This is a genomic window from Nonomuraea sp. NPDC005983, from assembly GCF_040614375.1.
Lineage (GTDB): Bacteria > Actinomycetota > Actinomycetes > Streptosporangiales > Streptosporangiaceae > Nonomuraea.
Genome location: NZ_JBEXUP010000054.1, coordinates 1 through 16,770 on the forward strand (window position 1 = coordinate 1; position 16,770 = coordinate 16,770).

General features: G+C 71.2%; 19 protein-coding genes and 1 pseudogene. 11 read left to right on the forward strand and 9 right to left on the reverse strand.

The features are described from left to right. Positions 1–1,062 (forward strand): annotated as a pseudogene (locus ABZ297_RS23300) (hypothetical protein); the annotation flags it as partial. Positions 1,063–1,139: 77 nt separating this feature from the next. Here ABZ297_RS23300 and ABZ297_RS23305 read toward each other — a convergent pair. Beyond that, positions 1,140–1,700, reverse strand: coding sequence for a TetR family transcriptional regulator C-terminal domain-containing protein (locus ABZ297_RS23305; protein WP_355349765.1), 561 nt, complete (start codon positions 1,698–1,700; stop codon positions 1,140–1,142). Positions 1,701–1,887: 187 nt separating this feature from the next. On the opposite strand from ABZ297_RS23305, the gene ABZ297_RS23310 reads away from it, so the two are divergent. Then, the gene (locus tag ABZ297_RS23310) at positions 1,888–3,048 is read left to right on the forward strand and encodes an FAD-dependent monooxygenase (RefSeq protein WP_355349768.1); all 1,161 of its coding nucleotides are present in this window, start codon (positions 1,888–1,890) and stop codon (positions 3,046–3,048) included. Here the strand turns inward: ABZ297_RS23310 and ABZ297_RS23315 are convergent. Both ABZ297_RS23315 and ABZ297_RS23320 read right to left on the reverse strand, forming a co-directional pair. Further along, positions 2,951–3,835, reverse strand: a complete 885-nt coding sequence (locus tag ABZ297_RS23315; RefSeq protein WP_355349771.1) for a DMT family transporter — start codon at positions 3,833–3,835, stop codon at positions 2,951–2,953. The genes ABZ297_RS23310 and ABZ297_RS23315 overlap by 98 nt on opposite strands. A 127-nt stretch (positions 3,836–3,962) precedes the next feature. Further along, positions 3,963–4,337, reverse strand: coding sequence for a VOC family protein (locus ABZ297_RS23320; RefSeq protein WP_355349774.1), 375 nt, complete (start codon positions 4,335–4,337; stop codon positions 3,963–3,965). 215 nt (positions 4,338–4,552) lie between these two features. Here ABZ297_RS23320 and ABZ297_RS23325 point away from each other — a divergent pair, with 215 nt between their 5' ends. After that, the gene (locus ABZ297_RS23325) at positions 4,553–5,482 is read left to right on the forward strand and encodes an EamA family transporter (protein ID WP_355349777.1); all 930 of its coding nucleotides are present in this window, start codon (positions 4,553–4,555) and stop codon (positions 5,480–5,482) included. A 185-nt stretch (positions 5,483–5,667) separates the two neighbouring features. Further along, on the forward strand, positions 5,668–7,818 hold the full coding sequence (secA2, locus tag ABZ297_RS23330) for an accessory Sec system translocase SecA2 (RefSeq protein WP_355349780.1): 2,151 nt from the start codon (positions 5,668–5,670) through the stop codon (positions 7,816–7,818). 98 nt (positions 7,819–7,916) lie between these two features. On the opposite strand, the gene ABZ297_RS23335 is transcribed toward secA2, so the two are convergent. Then, positions 7,917–8,513, reverse strand: coding sequence for a nucleotidyltransferase (locus ABZ297_RS23335; RefSeq protein WP_355349783.1), 597 nt, complete (start codon positions 8,511–8,513; stop codon positions 7,917–7,919). A gap of 231 nt (positions 8,514–8,744) precedes the next feature. Between ABZ297_RS23335 and ABZ297_RS23340 the strand changes: the two genes are divergently transcribed. The 3 genes from ABZ297_RS23340 (at position 8,745) to ABZ297_RS23350 (ending at position 10,522) form a co-directional block, all read left to right on the forward strand. Further along, positions 8,745–8,969, forward strand: coding sequence for a type II toxin-antitoxin system VapB family antitoxin (locus tag ABZ297_RS23340; RefSeq protein WP_355349786.1), 225 nt, complete (start codon positions 8,745–8,747; stop codon positions 8,967–8,969). Then, a complete protein-coding gene (locus ABZ297_RS23345; protein WP_355349789.1) occupies positions 8,966–9,367 on the forward strand; it encodes a PIN domain nuclease in 402 nt (133 codons plus the stop codon). The genes ABZ297_RS23340 and ABZ297_RS23345 overlap by 4 nt, the downstream gene beginning before the upstream one ends. A 135-nt stretch (positions 9,368–9,502) precedes the next feature. Further along, a complete protein-coding gene (locus ABZ297_RS23350) occupies positions 9,503–10,522 on the forward strand; it encodes an ABC transporter substrate-binding protein (RefSeq protein ID WP_355349792.1) in 1,020 nt (339 codons plus the stop codon). On the opposite strand, the gene ABZ297_RS23355 is transcribed toward ABZ297_RS23350, so the two are convergent. After that, on the reverse strand, positions 10,507–11,406 hold the full coding sequence (locus ABZ297_RS23355; protein WP_355349795.1) for an NmrA/HSCARG family protein: 900 nt from the start codon (positions 11,404–11,406) through the stop codon (positions 10,507–10,509). The two genes, ABZ297_RS23350 and ABZ297_RS23355, sit on opposite strands and share 16 nt — an antisense overlap. A 93-nt stretch (positions 11,407–11,499) precedes the next feature. On the opposite strand from ABZ297_RS23355, the gene ABZ297_RS23360 reads away from it, so the two are divergent. After that, positions 11,500–12,084, forward strand: a complete 585-nt coding sequence (locus ABZ297_RS23360) for a helix-turn-helix domain-containing protein (protein ID WP_355349798.1) — start codon at positions 11,500–11,502, stop codon at positions 12,082–12,084. Positions 12,085–12,102: 18 nt separating this feature from the next. On the opposite strand, the gene ABZ297_RS23365 is transcribed toward ABZ297_RS23360, so the two are convergent. Then, positions 12,103–12,837, reverse strand: coding sequence for a metallophosphoesterase (locus tag ABZ297_RS23365; RefSeq protein WP_355349801.1), 735 nt, complete (start codon positions 12,835–12,837; stop codon positions 12,103–12,105). After that, complete coding sequence (locus ABZ297_RS23370; RefSeq protein WP_355349804.1) at positions 12,821–13,069, reverse strand: BON domain-containing protein; 249 nt, start codon at positions 13,067–13,069, stop codon at positions 12,821–12,823. Before ABZ297_RS23370 ends, ABZ297_RS23365 begins: the two co-directional genes overlap by 17 nt. Positions 13,070–13,180: 111 nt before the next feature. Here ABZ297_RS23370 and ABZ297_RS23375 point away from each other — a divergent pair, with 111 nt between their 5' ends. Together ABZ297_RS23375 and ABZ297_RS23380 are read left to right on the forward strand one after the other, a co-directional pair. Further along, positions 13,181–13,435, forward strand: a complete 255-nt coding sequence (locus ABZ297_RS23375) for a hypothetical protein (RefSeq protein ID WP_355349807.1) — start codon at positions 13,181–13,183, stop codon at positions 13,433–13,435. 90 nt (positions 13,436–13,525) lie between these two features. After that, positions 13,526–15,349 carry a transketolase gene (locus ABZ297_RS23380; RefSeq protein ID WP_355349810.1) on the forward strand — a complete coding sequence of 608 codons (1,824 nt, stop codon included), beginning with the start codon at positions 13,526–13,528 and terminating at the stop codon, positions 15,347–15,349. Positions 15,350–15,358: 9 nt separating this feature from the next. Here ABZ297_RS23380 and ABZ297_RS23385 read toward each other — a convergent pair whose 3' ends face one another. Both ABZ297_RS23385 and ABZ297_RS23390 read right to left on the reverse strand, forming a co-directional pair. Next, positions 15,359–15,745 (reverse strand): ChaB family protein, encoded by a 387-nt coding sequence (locus ABZ297_RS23385; RefSeq protein ID WP_355349813.1) that lies wholly within the window; start codon positions 15,743–15,745, stop codon positions 15,359–15,361. A gap of 13 nt (positions 15,746–15,758) precedes the next feature. Further along, positions 15,759–16,040, reverse strand: coding sequence for a hypothetical protein (locus ABZ297_RS23390; protein WP_355349815.1), 282 nt, complete (start codon positions 16,038–16,040; stop codon positions 15,759–15,761). Positions 16,041–16,157: 117 nt separating this feature from the next. Between ABZ297_RS23390 and ABZ297_RS23395 the strand changes: the two genes are divergently transcribed. After that, on the forward strand, positions 16,158–16,712 hold the full coding sequence (locus tag ABZ297_RS23395) for a GNAT family protein (RefSeq protein WP_355349818.1): 555 nt from the start codon (positions 16,158–16,160) through the stop codon (positions 16,710–16,712). The last annotated feature ends 58 nt before the right edge of the window (positions 16,713–16,770 follow it).

Genomic DNA, 16,770 nt, shown 5'->3' on the forward strand with positions numbered 1-16,770 from the left:
GCCGACCCGGTGCTCGCGCGCAGGCTGGCCCTGGCGGCCTGGCGGCTGTCGCCCGTCCCGGAGGCTCGGCGCGCGCTGGCGGACACGGCGGGCGACCCGGCCGTGGACGTCTTCACCGACCCGTACGCGGGAGACCGCTCGGTCCACGCCCTCAGCGACGACGGCACCCGGCTCGCGTCCCTGACCGACGGGACGCTGCGCGTGTTCGACGTGGTCCGGCGACGGCAGCTCGCCCAGACGCCGGGGCCGGCGCAGAGCGTCCGGGCCATGGCCTGGGCACCGGACGGCCGGACGCTGGCCCTCGTCGGGGTCGACCGCTCGTACCTGTGGGACACGGCCTCGGGCGCCGGAGTCGGCCCGCCCTTCGGCAGGGGGCTCGGCGCGCCGGGCCAGCAGTCCGCCTGGTTCAGCCCCGGTGGCGGCCTGCTGTTCGCGGCGGCCAGGCAGTCGGGCGAGCGTTGGGCGTGGGACCTGCGGGCACGGCGGGCCGCCTTCGCGGGCGAGTACGCCGTCGTCGGGCCCGGCGACCGGGTGGCGCTGGTGTTCGCGGGCGCCCACTCGCAGGCCACAAGCGGCGGGACGAGCACCAGGAAACCCTGGCTGGACCGGATGCCCTGGGAGTACACCACCTTCAGCCCGGACGGCAGGCGGGTCGCGATCGCCGAGGAGACGGGCATCCAGATCTACGACCTCGACGGCGTCCCAACGCTGCCCTCGCGCCTGCGGCCGTCCCCGGGCAGCCTGCGTTTCAGCCCCGACGGCCGGCTCCTGACCAGCACGGACAGCGACCGCGTCCGCGTGTGGCGGGTCGCCGACGGCACGCTGCTCGCCGACCGCCAGGTTCCCTCGGCGGGGGGCGACCGCCCGGTCCGCGCCACGCTCGGCCAGGACGGCCGCTGGGTGCGCGTCCTGGCCGGGCGGGGCACCGTCCTGACGATCGACCTGGCGCACGCGGGTGCCCCGGCGGACCCGGCGACGTCCCTCTGCGGCCGGTACGGCGGGCTGTCCCGCGCGGAGTGGAACCGCCACCTCCCGGAGATCCCCTACCGCGACCTCTGCTGACCGAGCGCCCGCCGACCCCGCCGGGCCCAGGACCCGCCCGACCCCGCCGAGCCCCGCCAGGCCCTGGGCCCGCGCGGTCAGGCCAGCATGCCGCGGAGCATGTCGCCGAACGCCTGGCGCAGGTCGTCGAGGGTGGGCTCCTTGCCCGCTCCGGCGATCGCGTCGAACATGAGCCCCTCACTGAAGGCGACGAGCTGCCACGCGTGCCGTTCCGGGTCGCGCGACCCGGCGGCGGCCAGGATGGCGGCGGCGGGGTCGCGGAAGCGGCGGCCCGCCTCGTCGTAGATCGTGCGCAGCTCCGGCCGCCTGGTCGCCTCCAGGGCCAGCTCGTAGCGGGCCAGCGTGCGCCTGCGGTCTCCGAGCTGCGTGAGCACCGCCTCGGCCAGCTGCCCGGGCAGGTCGGCGTGCTCGGGCGGCAGCTCCCGGTAGGCGGGCGCCAGCGCCCGCTCCTCCAGCTCGGTCAACCGCGACAGCGCCAGTTCGAGCAGCGCCGCCCGGGTGCGGGCCAGGTTGGACGTGGACCCGGGAGGCAGTCCGGCGGCCTCGTCGACGGCGCGGTGCGTCAGCCCGCGCATGCCCCGCTCCACCAGCAGGCTGATCGCCGCGTCGGCGACGGCCTCGGATCGCTTCACGACCATCGAGACTACCTCCGTAGTGCAACCTTCCAGGCAGCCGGCCGCGGCGCAGCCCCATGCCGTCCCGCAGGTCAACCGGCGAGCCCCGCGGACTCGCCGGAGCGCCGACACAGAAAGACTACACCCGTAGTGCCACCGAACTACAGGCGTAGTACAGTGAAAACTACAGGCGTAGTAAAGGAGGCCGAACATGAGGAAGGCCGTGGTGATCGGCGGCGGCATCGGCGGGCTGACCGCCGGGATCGCGCTGGGCCGCGAGGGCTGGGACGTGACCGTGCTGGAGCGCACCGAACGGCTGGAGGCCGTCGGCTCCGGGCTCGCGATCGCGGCCAACGCACTGAAGGCGCTCGACACCCTCGACCTCGGCGACCAGGTGCGCGAGCTGTCCCGGATCCAGGGGCAGCTCGGAATCCGCAGGCCGGACGGGCGATGGCTGGTGCACACCACCGAGGACAATGCGCAGGCCCGGTACGGCGACTCGGTCGTCATCATGCTCCGCGCCACCCTGCTCGACGTGCTCGCCCAGGCCCTCGGCCACGGCCGGCTGCGCCTGGGAACCAAGGTGACCGGCGTGGACCCCGCGACCGGCGTGGTGCGTACGGACTCAGGCGACCTGGAGGCCGATCTGGTGGTGGCGGCCGACGGCATCCACTCGGCGACGCGGGCCGCGCTCTTCCCCGAGCACCCCAGCCCGGCCTACTCGGGGGTGACGGCGTGGCGGGGGCTCGTCCCGTGGCCGGGTCCGGCCGTCCAGAGCCAGGAGAGCTGGGGCCGGGGCAAGGTGTTCGGCGTCCACCAGCTCGCCGACGACATCGTCTACTTCTACGCCACGGACGTGCTGCCCGCCGGGGCCACACTCGGCGACGAGCGCGAGGAGCTGCTGCGCAGGTTCGGCGACTGGCACAGCCCGATCCCCGAGCTGCTGCGAGCCTCGGAGCCCGGGCGGATCCTGCGCAACGACGTCTACTACGTCGACACGCCGCTGCCGGCCTTTCACCAGGGCAGGGTGGCGCTGCTGGGAGACGCGGCCCACCCGATGACGCCGAACCTGGGGCAGGGCGCCTGCCAGGCGATCGAGGACGCCGTCGTGCTCGCGCACATCGCCGGAGGGGACCTGGCCGCCTACACCGAGGCCCGCCTGGAACGGACGTCGAAGATCGTGCGCAGGGGGATGTCGATCTGCAGGGCGACCAAGATCCGCAACCCGGTCGCGGTGCGGCTGCGCGACTTCGGGATGGCGATGGCCGGGAGGCTCAGTTCAGATCTGATGTTGCGGTCAATGGACGAGACGCTGAGCTGGCGTCCACCGGTGCGGCCCGGGAGTGGTCAGGGGCCAGCCGCCCGAGTGTGATCGTCCCGCCGATGGTCAGAGCGCCCGCGAGGACGGCGGGGATCGCGGTGGACGGGCTCGTCGGCAGCGCCTCGCCGAGCAGCAGCGCCCCAGCGAGGACGGATGTGATCGGGTCCACGACCTGCACGCCCGCGTAGGCGATGCCGAAGTACCCGACCGCGTACGAGTGTTGCAGCAGCACCACCGCGCAGACCAGGAGCACCGGCACGGCGAGGGTGAACCAGTGCAGCAACCGGCTCCAGTCGCCCTCCATGCCGCCGCCGACCACGCGGACGAACGTCGACACGCTCGCGGTCACCGCCCCCGCCCCCACCGACAGGAGCAGCGCCTTGGTCGGGCCGCCGGCCCGGTTCGCGAGGAGCCGCGTGACCAGCACCACGACCCCGATCACGGCGATGAACCCGATGGCGGCGCCGTTGCCGAGATGCGGGGTCACCTTGTGCTCCGGCACCAGGAGCGTGAGCCAGAGCAGCCCCACGGCCACCGCGATCGAGCCGAAGATCTCACCCTTGTGCGGCCTGCGCCCGTGCATCAGCGCGGCCAGCGGCACCGCGAACACCAGCGTGGCGACGCTGATCGGCTGCACCGCGACGAGCGGCGCGAAGCTGAGCGCCACGGCGTGCAGGCACGCCCCGGTGAACCCGATGATGCCCCCGATCCACCATCGGGGGCGTCTCACCAGTCTGAGCGAGGCTCCCTCGGCCACGGCCTCGTACTGCTGCAGTGCCGCGCCGAGCGCGTATCCGAACGCCCCCGCCAGTGCGATCAGGAGGCCGAACCAGGTCATCGTGGCCCGCGCAGGGGCGTGGATCCTTCCAAGAGCATTGCTCAAGCTTATGGGGGAACGATTGCCGTCGAATCATCCTTTCGGCTCATCAATCCCCCACGACTTTGGAGCTACATCACCTCGACGCTCACGACTTCTCGGGGCAGACGCAGAACACGTGGCCTTCCGGGTCCTGCAGGACGACCCAGCCGACGCGGCCGTCCGTGATGCCCGGCTGGAAGTCGGGCCGGGTCGCGCCGAGCGCGATGTACTCCTCGACGGCCTTCTCCACGTCCGGCACCCGGAAGTCGAGGTGGAACTGCTTGTCGTCGCTCGGCCACACGACGGGCTTCCTGCCGGGCAGGCGGCCGAAGTAGATGTTCGTGGTGCCGTCGCCCACGGCGGCGTACTCGTCCTCGGAGTACTGGATGTCCAGGCCGGTGACCTGGTGGTAGAACTCGGCCAGCTTCTTGGGCTCCGCGCAGTCGATGGTGACGGCCAGGAGCTTCGCCTTCGTTGTCATGACACAGAGCCTTCCACGCATACCTGCCATCCTCTGTCAGGTACGGCGCGGCCGTTTCGACTAGGCTGACCGGGTGACGCGACGTCTGATCTGCTCCCCGCCGCCCGCCCACTAGCGGGCGGCATTCCCTGAAATTTCCGGGTCTGACAGATCCGGGGGTGGTCGCTGCCCGCGTACGGGCCCATTCCGACCACTCCACTCCGGAGAGATCTGTCATGACCCACGTTTCCGCGCGGCGCGGCGCGCTCTACGTCTGCGTGGCCGCTGCCGCCTGGGGCACCGGGGGCGCCGCGGGCGCGCTCCTGTTCCAGTCCGGGGGCCTCGGCCCCGTCGGCGTGTCCCTCTGGCGCTACCTCCTGGGCGCCGTCTTCCTCCTCGCCATCAGCCGCCTGGCGGCCTGGCGGCGTCCGGCCGCCGACTCGGTGAACCGGCCCGGCGCGGCCATCAGCCGCTGGGCGCCGGCCGCGCTCCCCCGCCTTCTCCTCCTCGGAGTCGGCATGGCCGTCTACCAGACCGCCTACTTCGTCGCCATCGCGCGCTCGGGGGTGGCGATCGCGACCGTGGTGACGATGGGCGCCACCCCGGTGCTCACGGCGCTCGGCAGCCGCTTCCTGCTGCGCGAGCGGCTGGAGCGGCTCGGGCTGGCCGCGCTCGTCACGGCGCTGGCCGGGCTGCTGCTGCTCACCGGCGAGTCCGCGCTGGGCGGCGTGCGGCAGGGCCAGCTGGCGGGCGTCGGGTTCGCGTTGCTCTCCGCCGCCGGGTACGCGGGCGTGACGCTGCACTCGCGGCGGCACCGGGACGATCCCGAAGGCACGGCCATCGGCGGATTCGTCGTGGGCGCGTGCTGCCTGGCGCCGTTCGCGCTGGCCGACGGGGTGCTGCCCGCGGTGAACCTGCCGTCGCTGGCCCTGCTGGTCTATCTCGGCGCGGTGCCGACCGCGCTGGCGTACGGGCTGTTCTTCCGCGCGCTGACGGCGCTCAGCGCCACCACCGTCTCGATCATCTCGCTGGGCGAGGCGGTGGGGGCGGCCGTGCTCGGCGTCACGCTCCTGGGCGAGCGGCTGACCCCGCTCGCGTGGTCCGGGTGTGCGCTGCTGCTCGCCGCCGTGACGGTGCTGGCCAGCGCTGGCCGCGAACGCCCGTAACACCTGACGGGAGCGGAGTGGCGGTTCGGGACGTCGTATGGGTTAGGGTCCGGTACGGCGACGCTTGCCGTACCGTCGCTCCGCCCCTCGCCCCGGGCGGGAACGGTGCAGACAGAGCGCGCGTTGGAGGAACTGTGGCCTCGATTTCCGGAATCTTCAGGAACCTGCTGGATCGTCCAGGAGGCGTGAGCCTGAGTCCGTACCAGAAGGTCGTCAAGGCGGCGAACAGCCGCGCGGACCGGATCGGCGCGCTCGACGAGCTGCCGACCCCGGGCATGGACGACCTGGCCGAGTTCTGCGCCATCGCCCGCGAGGCCGCCGACAGGACCCTCGGGCTCCGCCCGTACGACGTGCAGCTGCTCGGCACGCTGGCGCTGCTCGACGGGCAGGTGGCGGAGATGGCCACCGGCGAGGGCAAGACGCTGGCCGGCGCGATGGCCGCGGCGGGGTACGCGTTGCAGGGCAAGCGGGTCCACGTGATGTCCGTCAACGACTACCTGGCCAGGCGCGACGCGGAGTGGATGGGCCCGTTCTACGACGCGATGGGCGTCAGCGTGGGGTGGATCGGGCAGAACTCCACGCCCGACGAGCGGCGCGAGGCGTACGCGAAGGACGTCACGTACGGGCCGGTCAGCGAGATCGGGTTCGACGTGCTGCGCGACCGGCTGCGCACCGGCCCGGGCGAGATCATCGTCCCGGCGCCCGAGGTGGCGCTGATCGACGAGGCCGACTCGGTCCTCGTCGACGAGGCCAGGGTGCCGCTGGTCATGGCCGGGGCGGCCGACGCGGGCAGCGCGGTGCCGGAGATGGCGGCGCTGGTCAGGCAGCTCGTCAGGGGCTACCACTACGAGATCGACGAGCAGGCGCGCAACGTCTACCTGACCCCCAAGGGCGCCGACAGCGTGGAGAGCCTGCTCGGCGTCGAGCTCTACGACGAGCAGGAGCCCAACACGCTGATCGAGCTGAACCTGGCGCTGCACGCGCACGCCCTGCTCACCCGCGACGTCGACTACATCGTGCGCGACGGCGCCGTCCAGCTGATCAACCCCTCGCGCGGCCGGGTGGCGCTGCTGCAGCGCTGGCCCGACGGCCTGCAGGCGGCCGTGGAGGCCAAGGAGGCGCTGCCGCCGAGCGAGAAGGGCGAGATCCTGGACTCGATCACCATCCAGGGCCTCATCCGCCGCTATCCGCAGATTTCCGGCATGACCGGTACGGCCGTCGCCGTCAGCGAGCAGCTCGGCGAGTTCTACAGCCTGAAGGTCGCGGTGATCCCGTCCAACAGGCCCTGCGTGCGGGAGGACGAGCCGGACCGGATCTACCCCACGGTCCCCGACAAGGACGCCGCCCTGGTCGAGGAGATCCAGGCGGTCCACGAGACCGGCAGACCCATCCTGATCGGCACCCTGGACGTCGCCGAGTCGGAGAACCTGGCCATGCTCCTCCAGCGTCGCGGCCTGGAGCCGGTGGTGCTGAACGCCAAGAACGACGCCGAGGAGGCCGCCATCATCGCCAGGGCGGGCGAGCGCGGCGCGATCACCGTCTCCACCCAGATGGCGGGCCGCGGCACCGACATCCGCCTCGGCGACGGCGTGGCCGAGCTGGGCGGCCTGTACGTGATCGGCTCGGGCCGCCACGCGAGCAGCCGCCTCGACGACCAGCTCCGCGGCCGGGCGGGCCGCCAGGGCGACCCCGGCGGCTCGGTCTTCTTCGTCAGCACGCAGGACGACCTCATCACCCAGTTCGTCCCGGACGAGCGCCCCCCTGCGGCCGACGCCGACGGCGTGGTGCGCCACCGCCGCGGCGCCTACCTGGTGGGCCACGCCCAGCGCGTCGCCGAGGGCGTCAACTTGGAGATCCACCGCAACACCTGGCGCTACACGCGGCTGCTGGAGCACCAGCGCGAGCTCATCCTGGAGTGGCGCGACAAGGTCCTGCACGGCGACGCGGCGGCCAAGGCGCTGGCCGAGGCCGACCCCGAGCGCTGGAACGCGCTGCCGGAGGACACCAGGGACGAGACGGCCAGGCAGATCGTGCTGCACGCGATCGACCGGTGCTGGACCGAGCACCTGGCGTTCCTGACGGACCTGCGCGAGGGCATCCACTTGCGGGCGCTCGGCCGGATGAGCCCGATCGACGAGTTCCACCGGGAGGCGGTGGCCGAGTACAAGACGTTGCAGGCCGAGATCGAGCGCCGCGCCGTCGAGTCGTTCGAGGCCCCCGAGCCCGACCTGAGCCGTCCCACGGCGACCTGGACCTACCTCGTCCAGGACAACCCGTTCGGCACCGAGTGGGACCGCATCCTCAAGCGCGTCAGCTCGGCGACCCGCCGAGGCTAGTCACCGCTGGTCACCGCTTGCGGGCGACCCCGCCGAGCAGCAGCTCCTCCCAGGTGTCGGGCGCCCGCGCGAGCGATCACTCAGTGTGACGTCGAACGTCACGGCCACCTCGGGTCGCCGCTGGGCTTGACCGGTGACTCCAGCACGGCCAGCCGTTCGAGCAGCGTCAGGAAGGTGGTCGCGTACGGCGAGTCGGCGGTCACCGCGGCCACCCTCGGCCAGTTGACCTGCTCGCGCAGCGCCCGCACCTGCGACAGCAGCGCCCCGTAGTCGCAGGCGTGCTCCGACAGCGGCATCAGCCACGAGATGACCAGGTCGGTCGCCTCCAGCACGGGCACGATCACGGACGCCGCCTTCATCGGCTCGGCCCTGCCCAGCAGCTCGTCGGAGACCGGGCTGTCGGAGACCCGGAAGATCAGGTCCACCAGGCGTCCGTCGTCGTACGCCTTGACCAGCCAGTCCTCCGGCGGCTTGGCGGTCTTGAAGCCGATCGCGCGCAGCGCCTCCAGCGCGGCGGGCACGTCTTGCTCGGAGAGCACGAAGTCCACGTCGTGCAGCGACGGGGCGGCGCCTCTGGCGTAGGCGGCGCACCCCCCGGCAAGCGCGAACTTCACCCCGGCGTCCTTCAGCGCGGAGCTGGCCCTCGTGAGCGTGTCGAGGATCGCGTCGGTGACTTCGTGCCCGTGGCTGCTCATGGGATCGGGCTACCCGCACGATCGCCGAATAGGCGTCGTACGACGCCTACGAGAGGGAGCAGCGCGGGGTTGTCGTTGCCCGCCCGCCAGGCCAGGTCCAGCTCGACGAGGTGCGCCAGCCGACGGCGAATACGCTTGGCCGCTCACTCACCGACCCCAGGCAGTTCTGAGAACGGGCGCAGGCTCTCGTATATACTGACCCGGATTCATATATACAGATGGGGCGACATCATGACCAAGACATTGATCGACCTCGATGACGAAGCCCTGGCCGAGGCGGCGAAGTTGCTCGGCACCTCGTCCAAGAAGGACACAGTCAACGCCGCCCTACGGGAGATCGTCGACCGACGCCGACGGGCAGCGGCTGTGGCTCGCATGCGCGAGATGGTGGCCGAAGGAGAGATCGACTTCTCAATCCTCGAGAAGGGCGACGGCGGTCAGCAGGCTGTGGCGTGACAGAGCTCTATCTCATCGATACCAGCGCTCTCGTCCGCTTCTACCGTGGCCAAGTCGGCGCGGAATGGGATCAGACAGTCTCCGCTGGGCTTGTCGGAATCTGCGAGCCGGTCCGTCAGGAGTACCTCCGCGCCGTCGGCGGCCGCCCGGCCTTCTACGAAGCCGACAATCTCCTCCATGAGACTTTTCCCTGTTACGTCATCCCCGAGCCGGCTTGGGATGAGACAAGCGCGTTGCAGCGCGAACTCGCCGACAAAGGGTGGCATCAGAGCGCCTCACCCGTCGCCCTCCTCTTGGCGGTGACGGCGCAACATCACAAGCTGACCTTGCTGCATGCGGACGGTGACTTCGAGACCATCGCACGCCTGACCGGCCAGCCGGCGCGCTGGATCAGCTGACAGAACCCCTACTACCACGCAGCCGGGACAAGACACTCACGCTGGGCACACCGAAGAAGGTCTGCTCGGTTCGGAGGCCCGGCGGCCGACCGCGTCTATGAGCTGTCATTTCACCAGGTGACACAATGAGATGCGATGACCGACGGCATCGAGCGGCTCCGGGTTGGAGCCTGTCTCTCCCTGTCCGGCGAGTATGCGCGCTTCGGCAGGCAGGCTCGGCTGGGGCTCGACGTCTGGCGGGAGTGGCACGGCGCCGTCGAAGTGATCATCGAGGACGACCGGAGCGACCCCGTGGTGCTGGAGGCGGCGCTTCGCCGGTTGGCCAGCCGGTGCGACGTGCTGCTCGGCCCGTACTCGACGCGGCTCATGAGGAGGGCGGGCAGGGTCGCGGCGGCTCTCGACCGGCTCGTGTGGAACCACGGCGGATCGGGTGACGACGTGCAGGCGGCCCACCCCGGGTACGTCGTGTCGGTGCCCACGCCAGCGAGCCGGTACGCGGAGCCGTTCGTCCGGCACATCACCGCTGTCGCCGGGGTGCGGCTCCTCGTGATCGTCCAGGGCAAGGGCAGTTTCGGACGGCAGGTCGCCGCGGGGGCCGAGGGGGTCGCGCGTTCTCTCGGCGTTCCCACTGTCCGGCTCGGCCCGGGTGATGACCTTTCGGGAGAGGGAAGCTGGAACCTGTTCTGCGCCGGCTCGTTCGAGGAGGACGTCGAGGTGGTCAGGCGCAGCCTGGCCGCGCCGAACCCGCCGGGGGCGAGGTGTGCCGTGGCCGCGGGTGTGCGGGAGTTCGGCCAGGCCGTCGATCACCCCGCCGGGATCTACGGCGTGGGCCAGTGGTTCCCCGGTGGCGGCGGCGAGGCCGAGATCGGGATCGGCGAGTCCGACTTCGTCGCCGCGTACCAGGCGCGCTCCGGGCAGATTCCGGACTATCTGGCGACTCAGGCGGTCGCCGCGGCGGCGATCGCCGTCGACTGCGCCGAGCTCGCCGGCAGCACCGAACGCTCACGGCTGTGGTCGGCGGCGTGCTCGCTCGAGACCACCACGCTGTTCGGCGCTTTCAGCATCGATGCGCGCAGCGGCGCCCAGGCCGGCCACGTCGGCACCCTGGTCAGGTGGGGCGCCGACGGGCCGGCGGCGGTTCAGCCGAGAGCCTGAACGCGCGGCCTGCCGGTGAGCATGGCCCGGATCATCTCGACGCCGCCCTGGTGGAGCCAGGACGGGAAGTCCAGCAGGCCGGGATGGCGTTCTCGCAACGCGGCGATGTCCGCTCGCCAGAGACCGCGCTCGTCCGTGAACACACGTTGGGCGTCCGGGCCCAGGCCGGCACCGTCGACGGAGACCTGCCGGTAGGTGATCTCGCGTCCGAGGCTGCGGCTGATGAGTTCCACTGTCCGGCTGGGGGTCAGCTCGTCGCCTGCGATCTCGATCGCCTGGCCGACATGGTCCTGTGGGTGGGCGAAGGCGAGGTGGGCGAAGGCGCCGATGTCTGTGACGGCGATCAGCTGCACCGGGGTTTCCGGGTCGAAGAGGTGCCTGAGCTCGCCGTCGACGATTCCGCCGAGGGGCAGTCCGGGGATGGTGTGGTTTTCCATGAATCGGACCGGCCGCAGGATCGTGGCGGGCAGGCCGAGCGCACGTATGTGCTGCTCGATCTGCCATTTGCTCTCCCAGTAGGGGATGCCGGTTCCTCTGTCGGCGCCGCCGACCGAGGCGAACACGAAGTGGGAGATGCCGGCGGCCGCGCCGGCGTCGGCGAGGTTGCGGCCGCGGCGGACCTCACGGTCGAGGTCGTGGTCGTCCGGTGTGACGCCGAAGATGCCGTGAGCGCCGGCGGCGGCCGCAGCGAGCGAGCCGGGATCGTCGAGGTCTCCGACGCGGAGTTCGGCGCCCCGCTCCTTGAGTGCCCGGGCGGACGGAGCGTGAGGATCGCGGACGAGGGCACGCACCGGCCAGCCGTTGGCCAGGAGCTGGACGGCGGTGGCGCCGCCTTGGCGTCCGGTCACACCGGTGACGAGGATGGGGTTGTCGGCGATGGTCACAAGGGTCCCTTCGTCGGACGGCGACAGTAAGCTGAGACAGTCTCAAGAAATATATTGAGACAGTCTCAACTTAGCAACCCGGGGAGCGCCCGAATGACGACCACCGGCCCGGCGCCGCAGCGGCGGATGCGCGCCGACGCGCGCCGCAACTACGAACGACTGCTCGCCGAAGCGGCGACGGTCTTCACCGCGCACGGCGTGGAGGCCTCGCTGGAGGACATCGCCCGGCGGGCGGGAGTGGCCAACGGCACGCTCTACAGCCACTTCCCCAACCGGCAGGCTCTGCTGGAGGCGTTGATGCGCGACCGCATGCAGGCGCTGTCCGGCACGGCCCGCGATCTCCTCGACCATCCGTCCGCGCACGAGGCGCTGGTCATCTGGGCACGGGCGGCGGTAGCGCACACCACGATGTATCGAGGGCTCGCCGCGTCGCTGCTGCGCAGCATCGAAGATGAGACCTCGGAGCTGCACGCCGCCTGCCAAGCGGTGCTCACAGCCGGCGAGCAACTGCTCGAGCGCGCGCAGGCCGCCGGAACGGTACGCGGCGACGCCACCGCCTCAGACCTGTACGCCCTGATCAACGCCGTCGCGTGGGCCGGGGAACAGACATCCGCCGCACAGGGCGAGCGCCTGCTGTCCTTCAGCATCGACGGGCTGCGCCCCTCCAGCCGGCGGTAGCCGTCCGCGTGGCGGCTGTCAGTCGACGCCGTCGAGGCAGTACATGCCGTACGCCCGGCCGAGGACGGGCAGGGCGACGTTGCGCACCCTGATGCCGCCCGGGGTCATGCCCTTCTCGGTGCCCTTGTGCGCGTGCCCGTGCAGGAACAGGTCGGCGCCGATGGTGTCGACCGCCTCGGCCAGCAGGTAGCTGCCGAGGAACGGGTAGATCTCCAGCGGCTCGCCCTCCAGCGTCTCCTTGATCGGGGAGTAGTGCGACAGCACGACCCGCCGCTCGGTCTGGAGGTTCTTCAGCGCCAGCTTCCACGATTCGGCGATGGCCCTGGTGTGCGCGACGAAGTTCTTGATCTCCCGCTCGCCGAACTCGCTCGCGGACTTGCCGGCGAACCCGCCGCCGAAGCCCTTGCCGCCGGCCACGCCGAGCTTGGTGTCGCCGCAGCTGATGACGGTCCCCTCGTCGTCGAGGACGGTGACCCCGGCGTCGCGCAGCGCGGCGGCCATGTCGTCCTGCCGGTCGGAGTGGTAGTCGTGGTTGCCGAGGACGGCGACGACGGGCACGGGCAGGTCGCGGAACTCGTCCGCGACCAGGTGGCACTCTTCCAACGTGCCGTGCCGGGTCAGGTCACCCGCCAGCATCAGCACGTCGGCGCGGTGCTCGATGCCTTTCAGCCGTTCCCGGTACCTGCCCCTGACCTCCTCACCCAGGTGGATGTCGCCCACTGCCGCGATGTGCAGGTCAGTCAAGATGCTCATCCTCTCCCGGCTCGGTGACGTCCACGATCCTGATCTCGTTGTGCAGGCGCAGGCCGGGGGCGACCTCGTGCGCCACTTCTCCCAGCCGGTCGCGGTGCTCGGCCCCGCTCACCTGGCCGCGCAGGAAGAGCTGGTCTCCCCTGATGTCCACGCGGATGCCGAGCTCGCACGTACGCTCGTCCTCGGCCAGCGCCTGCTGGACGCGGGCCGCGACGTACTGCGGAGCTTCCATCGTCGCCTCCTTCTCCAGTCGCCGCATGCCCGGGGACGAATCACCCAAACGGCATGTCGCCTGCCGGTACCCCCGACGTTAGGGGCCAAACCTCAGGGGCAGGTGAGGCTCATGACCGAAGATGACGATTGGGAGCAGCGCTCGGCCACAGGCAAGCCCATGGTTCCGGCGACACCGCGTGACGTCGTCCACATCCTGGTGGGCGCGTTCATGCTGATCTTCCTGTTCGCGTTCGCGGTTCTCGGCCTCATCGCGGGAGCCTGGGTGATGACGGGGATCGCCGTGATCCTGGCCGTGGTCGTCGGCGTGGACATCGTGCTGGCCGTGCGACGGCAGAAGGAACGCGGCATCGGAGAGGCGGGTTGACACCGGACATCACCGCGGCGCTGCGCCCGCCCCGGCAGCGTTAGGCGGCCCACCTCGGGGTAGGCGGCGGGGAACCACGAGGAGGACCTGATGTCTGAACGCGACCTACAGTTCCTGACCGACCTGGCCGCCCAGCTCCGCGTCGACTCGGTGCGGAGTTCCGCCGCCGCCGGATCCGGCCATCCGACCTCGTCCATGTCCGCCGCTGATCTCATGGCCGTGCTGTTCGCCCACCATCTGCGCTACGACTTCGACCATCCGGACAACCCGGCCAACGACCACCTGATCTTCTCCAAGGGGCACGCCTCGCCGCTGCTGTACGCGCTCTACAAGGCGGCCGGCGCCATCACCGACGAGGAACTGCTGACCTTCAGGAAGCGGGGCAGCCGCCTGGAGGGCCACCCCACCCCGCGGCTGCCGTGGGTGGACGTCGCCACCGGCTCGCTCGGCCAGGGGCTGCCCGTCGGCGTGGGTGAGGCGCTGGCCGGCAGGTTGGAGCGGCTGCCGTACCGGGTGTGGGTGCTGTGCGGCGACAGCGAGCTGGCCGAGGGCTCCATCTGGGAGGCCGCCGAGCACGCGGGCTGCGAGGGCCTGGCCAACCTCACCGCGATCGTGGACGTCAACAGGCTGGGCCAGCACGGCCCCACCCGGCACGGCTGGGACACCGGTGCGTACGCCCGCAGGTTCGGCGCGTTCGGCTGGCACACGATCGAGATCGACGGCCACGACCCCGGCCAGATCGACTACGCGCTGAACGACGCCCAGAACACGCGCAGGCGGCCGACGGTGATCCTGGCCAAGACCCGCAAGGGCGAGGGCGTCCTGGAGGTGGAGAACAGGGAGGGCGCGCACGGCAAGCCGCTCAAGGACCCCGGCAAGGCCGTCGACGAGCTGGGCGGCGTCAGGGACCTCACAGTTGAGGTGCAGCCGCCGCCCAAGGCCACGCCGCTCCGGTACCCGTCCGGGACGCTGACGCTGCCCGAGTACAAGGTCGGCGACGCGGTCGCCACCAGGTCGGCGTTCGGCGACGCGCTGGCGGCGCTGGGCGCGGCCCGCGGCGACGTCGTGGCGCTCGACGGCGAGGTGGCCGACTCGACCAGGACCGAGGAGTTCGCCAAGGCCTTCCCCGAGCGGTTCTTCGAGATGTACATCGCCGAGCAGCAGCTCGTCGCCGCCGCGATCGGCATGCAGGTGCGCGGCTGGGTGCCGTACGCCGTCACCTTCGCCGCCTTCCTGACCAGGGCCTACGACTTCATCAGGATGGCCGGGGTGAGCGGGGCGTCGATCAGGCTCGTCGGCTCGCACGCCGGGGTGTCGATCGGCGAGGACGGCCCGTCCCAGATGGGGCTGGAGGACCTGGCCATGCTCAGGGCGGTGTACGGCAGCACCGTGCTGTATCCGTGCGACGCCAACCAGGCCGCCGCGCTGACGACCGAGATGGCCGAGTTGTCCGGAGTGTCGTACCTACGGACCACGCGCGGCGCCACCCCCGTGATCTACCAGCCCGGCGAGCGGTTCCCCGTAGGCGGCTCGCGCGTGCTGCGCCAGTCGCCGGACGACCGGGCGACCATCCTGGCCGCCGGAGTGAGCGTGCACGAGGCGCTCGCGGCGGCCGACGAGCTGGCCGACTCGGGTGTCCCGGTCGGCGTGGTGGACATGTACTCGGTCAAGCCCATAGACGCGGCGGTCCTGGCGGAGGCGGCCACCACCACGGGCAACCTGATCATCGTCGAGGACCACCGGCCCGAGGGCGGGCTGGGCGACGCGGTGAGCGACGCCGTCAGCGAGCTCGGGCCGCGGATGGTGAAGCTGGCCGTACGCGACCTGCCGGGATCCGCGACGCCCGAGCAGCAGCTCGCGGACGCCCGCATTGACCGCCAGGCGATCGCCGAGGCGGTCAAGCGGCTGCTGTGAGCGAGCGGGTCAGCGGCGGGCCTTGGCGCTCGCCCGCCGGTTGGCCTTCTTGATGGCGTTGACCAGCTCCTCCTTGGTCATCTTGGACCGGCCGTGCACGTCGAGGCCGGCGGCCACCTTCATCAGATGCTCCTTGCTGGCGGTCGCGCTGACGCCCTCGGCCGTACCGCGCGGGCGAGGGACCGTGGCCTTGGCGGGCGGGCCCTTCTTGGGCTTGGGCTCCCAGTGGTCGCCGACCTTCTCGAAGGAGTGCTTCATGGCGGCGAACGCCGTCATGTGGGCACGGCGCCCCTCGCCGTACGTCTCGACGGCGGAGTCGTGCGCCTTGACCCACGTGTCGCGCGCCTTCTTCGGCGAGCGCCTGATGGTTTCCGGCAGTTCCTGGATCCCCGGCATGTGGGTACACCTCCTACAGCGGCGGTTCGTCGTAGCGGCGACGCTCCTCGTAGACCGTGGTCCTGCGCGTCTCCGGCTCCTCGTAGATCTCGCGACGGTGCACCGGCTCGTCGATGGGGCCGACGGCCCGGCGGGTCACGCTGATCCGGAAGATGCCGAACAGCAGGCCCATCACTCCGCCGAGCATGAGGATGACGCCGACGACGTTGATGTCGAGGCCGGCGAGATCGAACTCGACGGCCCGGGTGAGGATCGCGCCGAGCATGATGAGGATGATGCTTCCGGCGAAGGTCATCTCTTTTACCTCCTTGGCGTGAAGAACCTCTATCCACACCTCGAGAAACAAACCCGCCGCCGCCTGGCGCGCGAAATGCGGTTGCCCGCGTCCGATCACGACTGATAGCCAGGGACGATGTTCGATCACAAACCCACGCTCACCGGCGAGCGCGTGACGCTCCTCCCGGCCGGCCCCGAGCACACCGAAGGCCTGTACGAGCTGGTCAGCGACAGCGAGGTGCAACGGCTGACCGGCTCGCACGGCGAGCCTGACGCGGAGGTCTGCCGTGCGTGGTACGCCACCAGGGGCGAGCACGCCGACCGGCTCGACCTGGCGATCATCGCGGACGACGGGTACGTAGGCGAGATCGTCCTGAACGAGCTCGACGAGGGCAACCTGGCGTGCAACCTGCGCATCGCGCTGATCGGGCCACGGGCGTTCGGCAAGGGGTACGGCACGGAGGCGATCACGCTGGTGCTGGACCACGTCTTCGCCGCCACCCCACTGCACCGCGTCAGCCTGGAGGTGTACGCCTTCAACGAGCGGGCCAGGCACGTGTACAAGAAGATCGGCTTCGTCGAGGAGGGCGTGCATCGCGACGCGCTGCTCTGGGACGGCGAGTGGCACGACGCGGTCAGCATGGCGGTGCTGCGCACCGAGTGGCTCTCAAGATCGGAGAGCCTGGCATAATGATCATGACGCCGCGGGTCCCCCGAGGCGCGCGGGGGGCCTGTGGCGTTTGGCCCAG

What these genes read in the sequence shown, in the direction of transcription:
- ABZ297_RS23390 (WP_355349815.1), bottom strand. Translation starts at nt 16,040, where the DNA reads ATGACCTTCGCCGGAAGCATCATCCTCATCATGCTCGGCGCGATCCTC.
- ABZ297_RS23335 (WP_355349783.1), bottom strand. Translation starts at nt 8,513, where the DNA reads ATGAGCAGCCACGGGCACGAAGTCACCGACGCGATCCTCGACACGCTC.
- ABZ297_RS23305 (WP_355349765.1), bottom strand. Translation starts at nt 1,700, where the DNA reads ATGGTCGTGAAGCGATCCGAGGCCGTCGCCGACGCGGCGATCAGCCTG.
- ABZ297_RS23365 (WP_355349801.1), bottom strand. Translation starts at nt 12,837, where the DNA reads ATGAGCATCTTGACTGACCTGCACATCGCGGCAGTGGGCGACATCCAC.
- ABZ297_RS23370 (WP_355349804.1), bottom strand. Translation starts at nt 13,069, where the DNA reads ATGGAAGCTCCGCAGTACGTCGCGGCCCGCGTCCAGCAGGCGCTGGCC.
- ABZ297_RS23325 (WP_355349777.1), top strand. Translation starts at nt 4,553, where the DNA reads ATGACCCACGTTTCCGCGCGGCGCGGCGCGCTCTACGTCTGCGTGGCC.
- ABZ297_RS23395 (WP_355349818.1), top strand. Translation starts at nt 16,158, where the DNA reads ATGTTCGATCACAAACCCACGCTCACCGGCGAGCGCGTGACGCTCCTC.
- ABZ297_RS23360 (WP_355349798.1), top strand. Translation starts at nt 11,500, where the DNA reads ATGACGACCACCGGCCCGGCGCCGCAGCGGCGGATGCGCGCCGACGCG.
- ABZ297_RS23315 (WP_355349771.1), bottom strand. Translation starts at nt 3,835, where the DNA reads ATGACCTGGTTCGGCCTCCTGATCGCACTGGCGGGGGCGTTCGGATAC.
- ABZ297_RS23340 (WP_355349786.1), top strand. Translation starts at nt 8,745, where the DNA reads ATGACCAAGACATTGATCGACCTCGATGACGAAGCCCTGGCCGAGGCG.
- ABZ297_RS23310 (WP_355349768.1), top strand. Translation starts at nt 1,888, where the DNA reads ATGAGGAAGGCCGTGGTGATCGGCGGCGGCATCGGCGGGCTGACCGCC.
- ABZ297_RS23375 (WP_355349807.1), top strand. Translation starts at nt 13,181, where the DNA reads ATGACCGAAGATGACGATTGGGAGCAGCGCTCGGCCACAGGCAAGCCC.
- ABZ297_RS23385 (WP_355349813.1), bottom strand. Translation starts at nt 15,745, where the DNA reads ATGCCGGGGATCCAGGAACTGCCGGAAACCATCAGGCGCTCGCCGAAG.
- ABZ297_RS23320 (WP_355349774.1), bottom strand. Translation starts at nt 4,337, where the DNA reads ATGACAACGAAGGCGAAGCTCCTGGCCGTCACCATCGACTGCGCGGAG.
- ABZ297_RS23380 (WP_355349810.1), top strand. Translation starts at nt 13,526, where the DNA reads ATGTCTGAACGCGACCTACAGTTCCTGACCGACCTGGCCGCCCAGCTC.
- ABZ297_RS23350 (WP_355349792.1), top strand. Translation starts at nt 9,503, where the DNA reads ATGACCGACGGCATCGAGCGGCTCCGGGTTGGAGCCTGTCTCTCCCTG.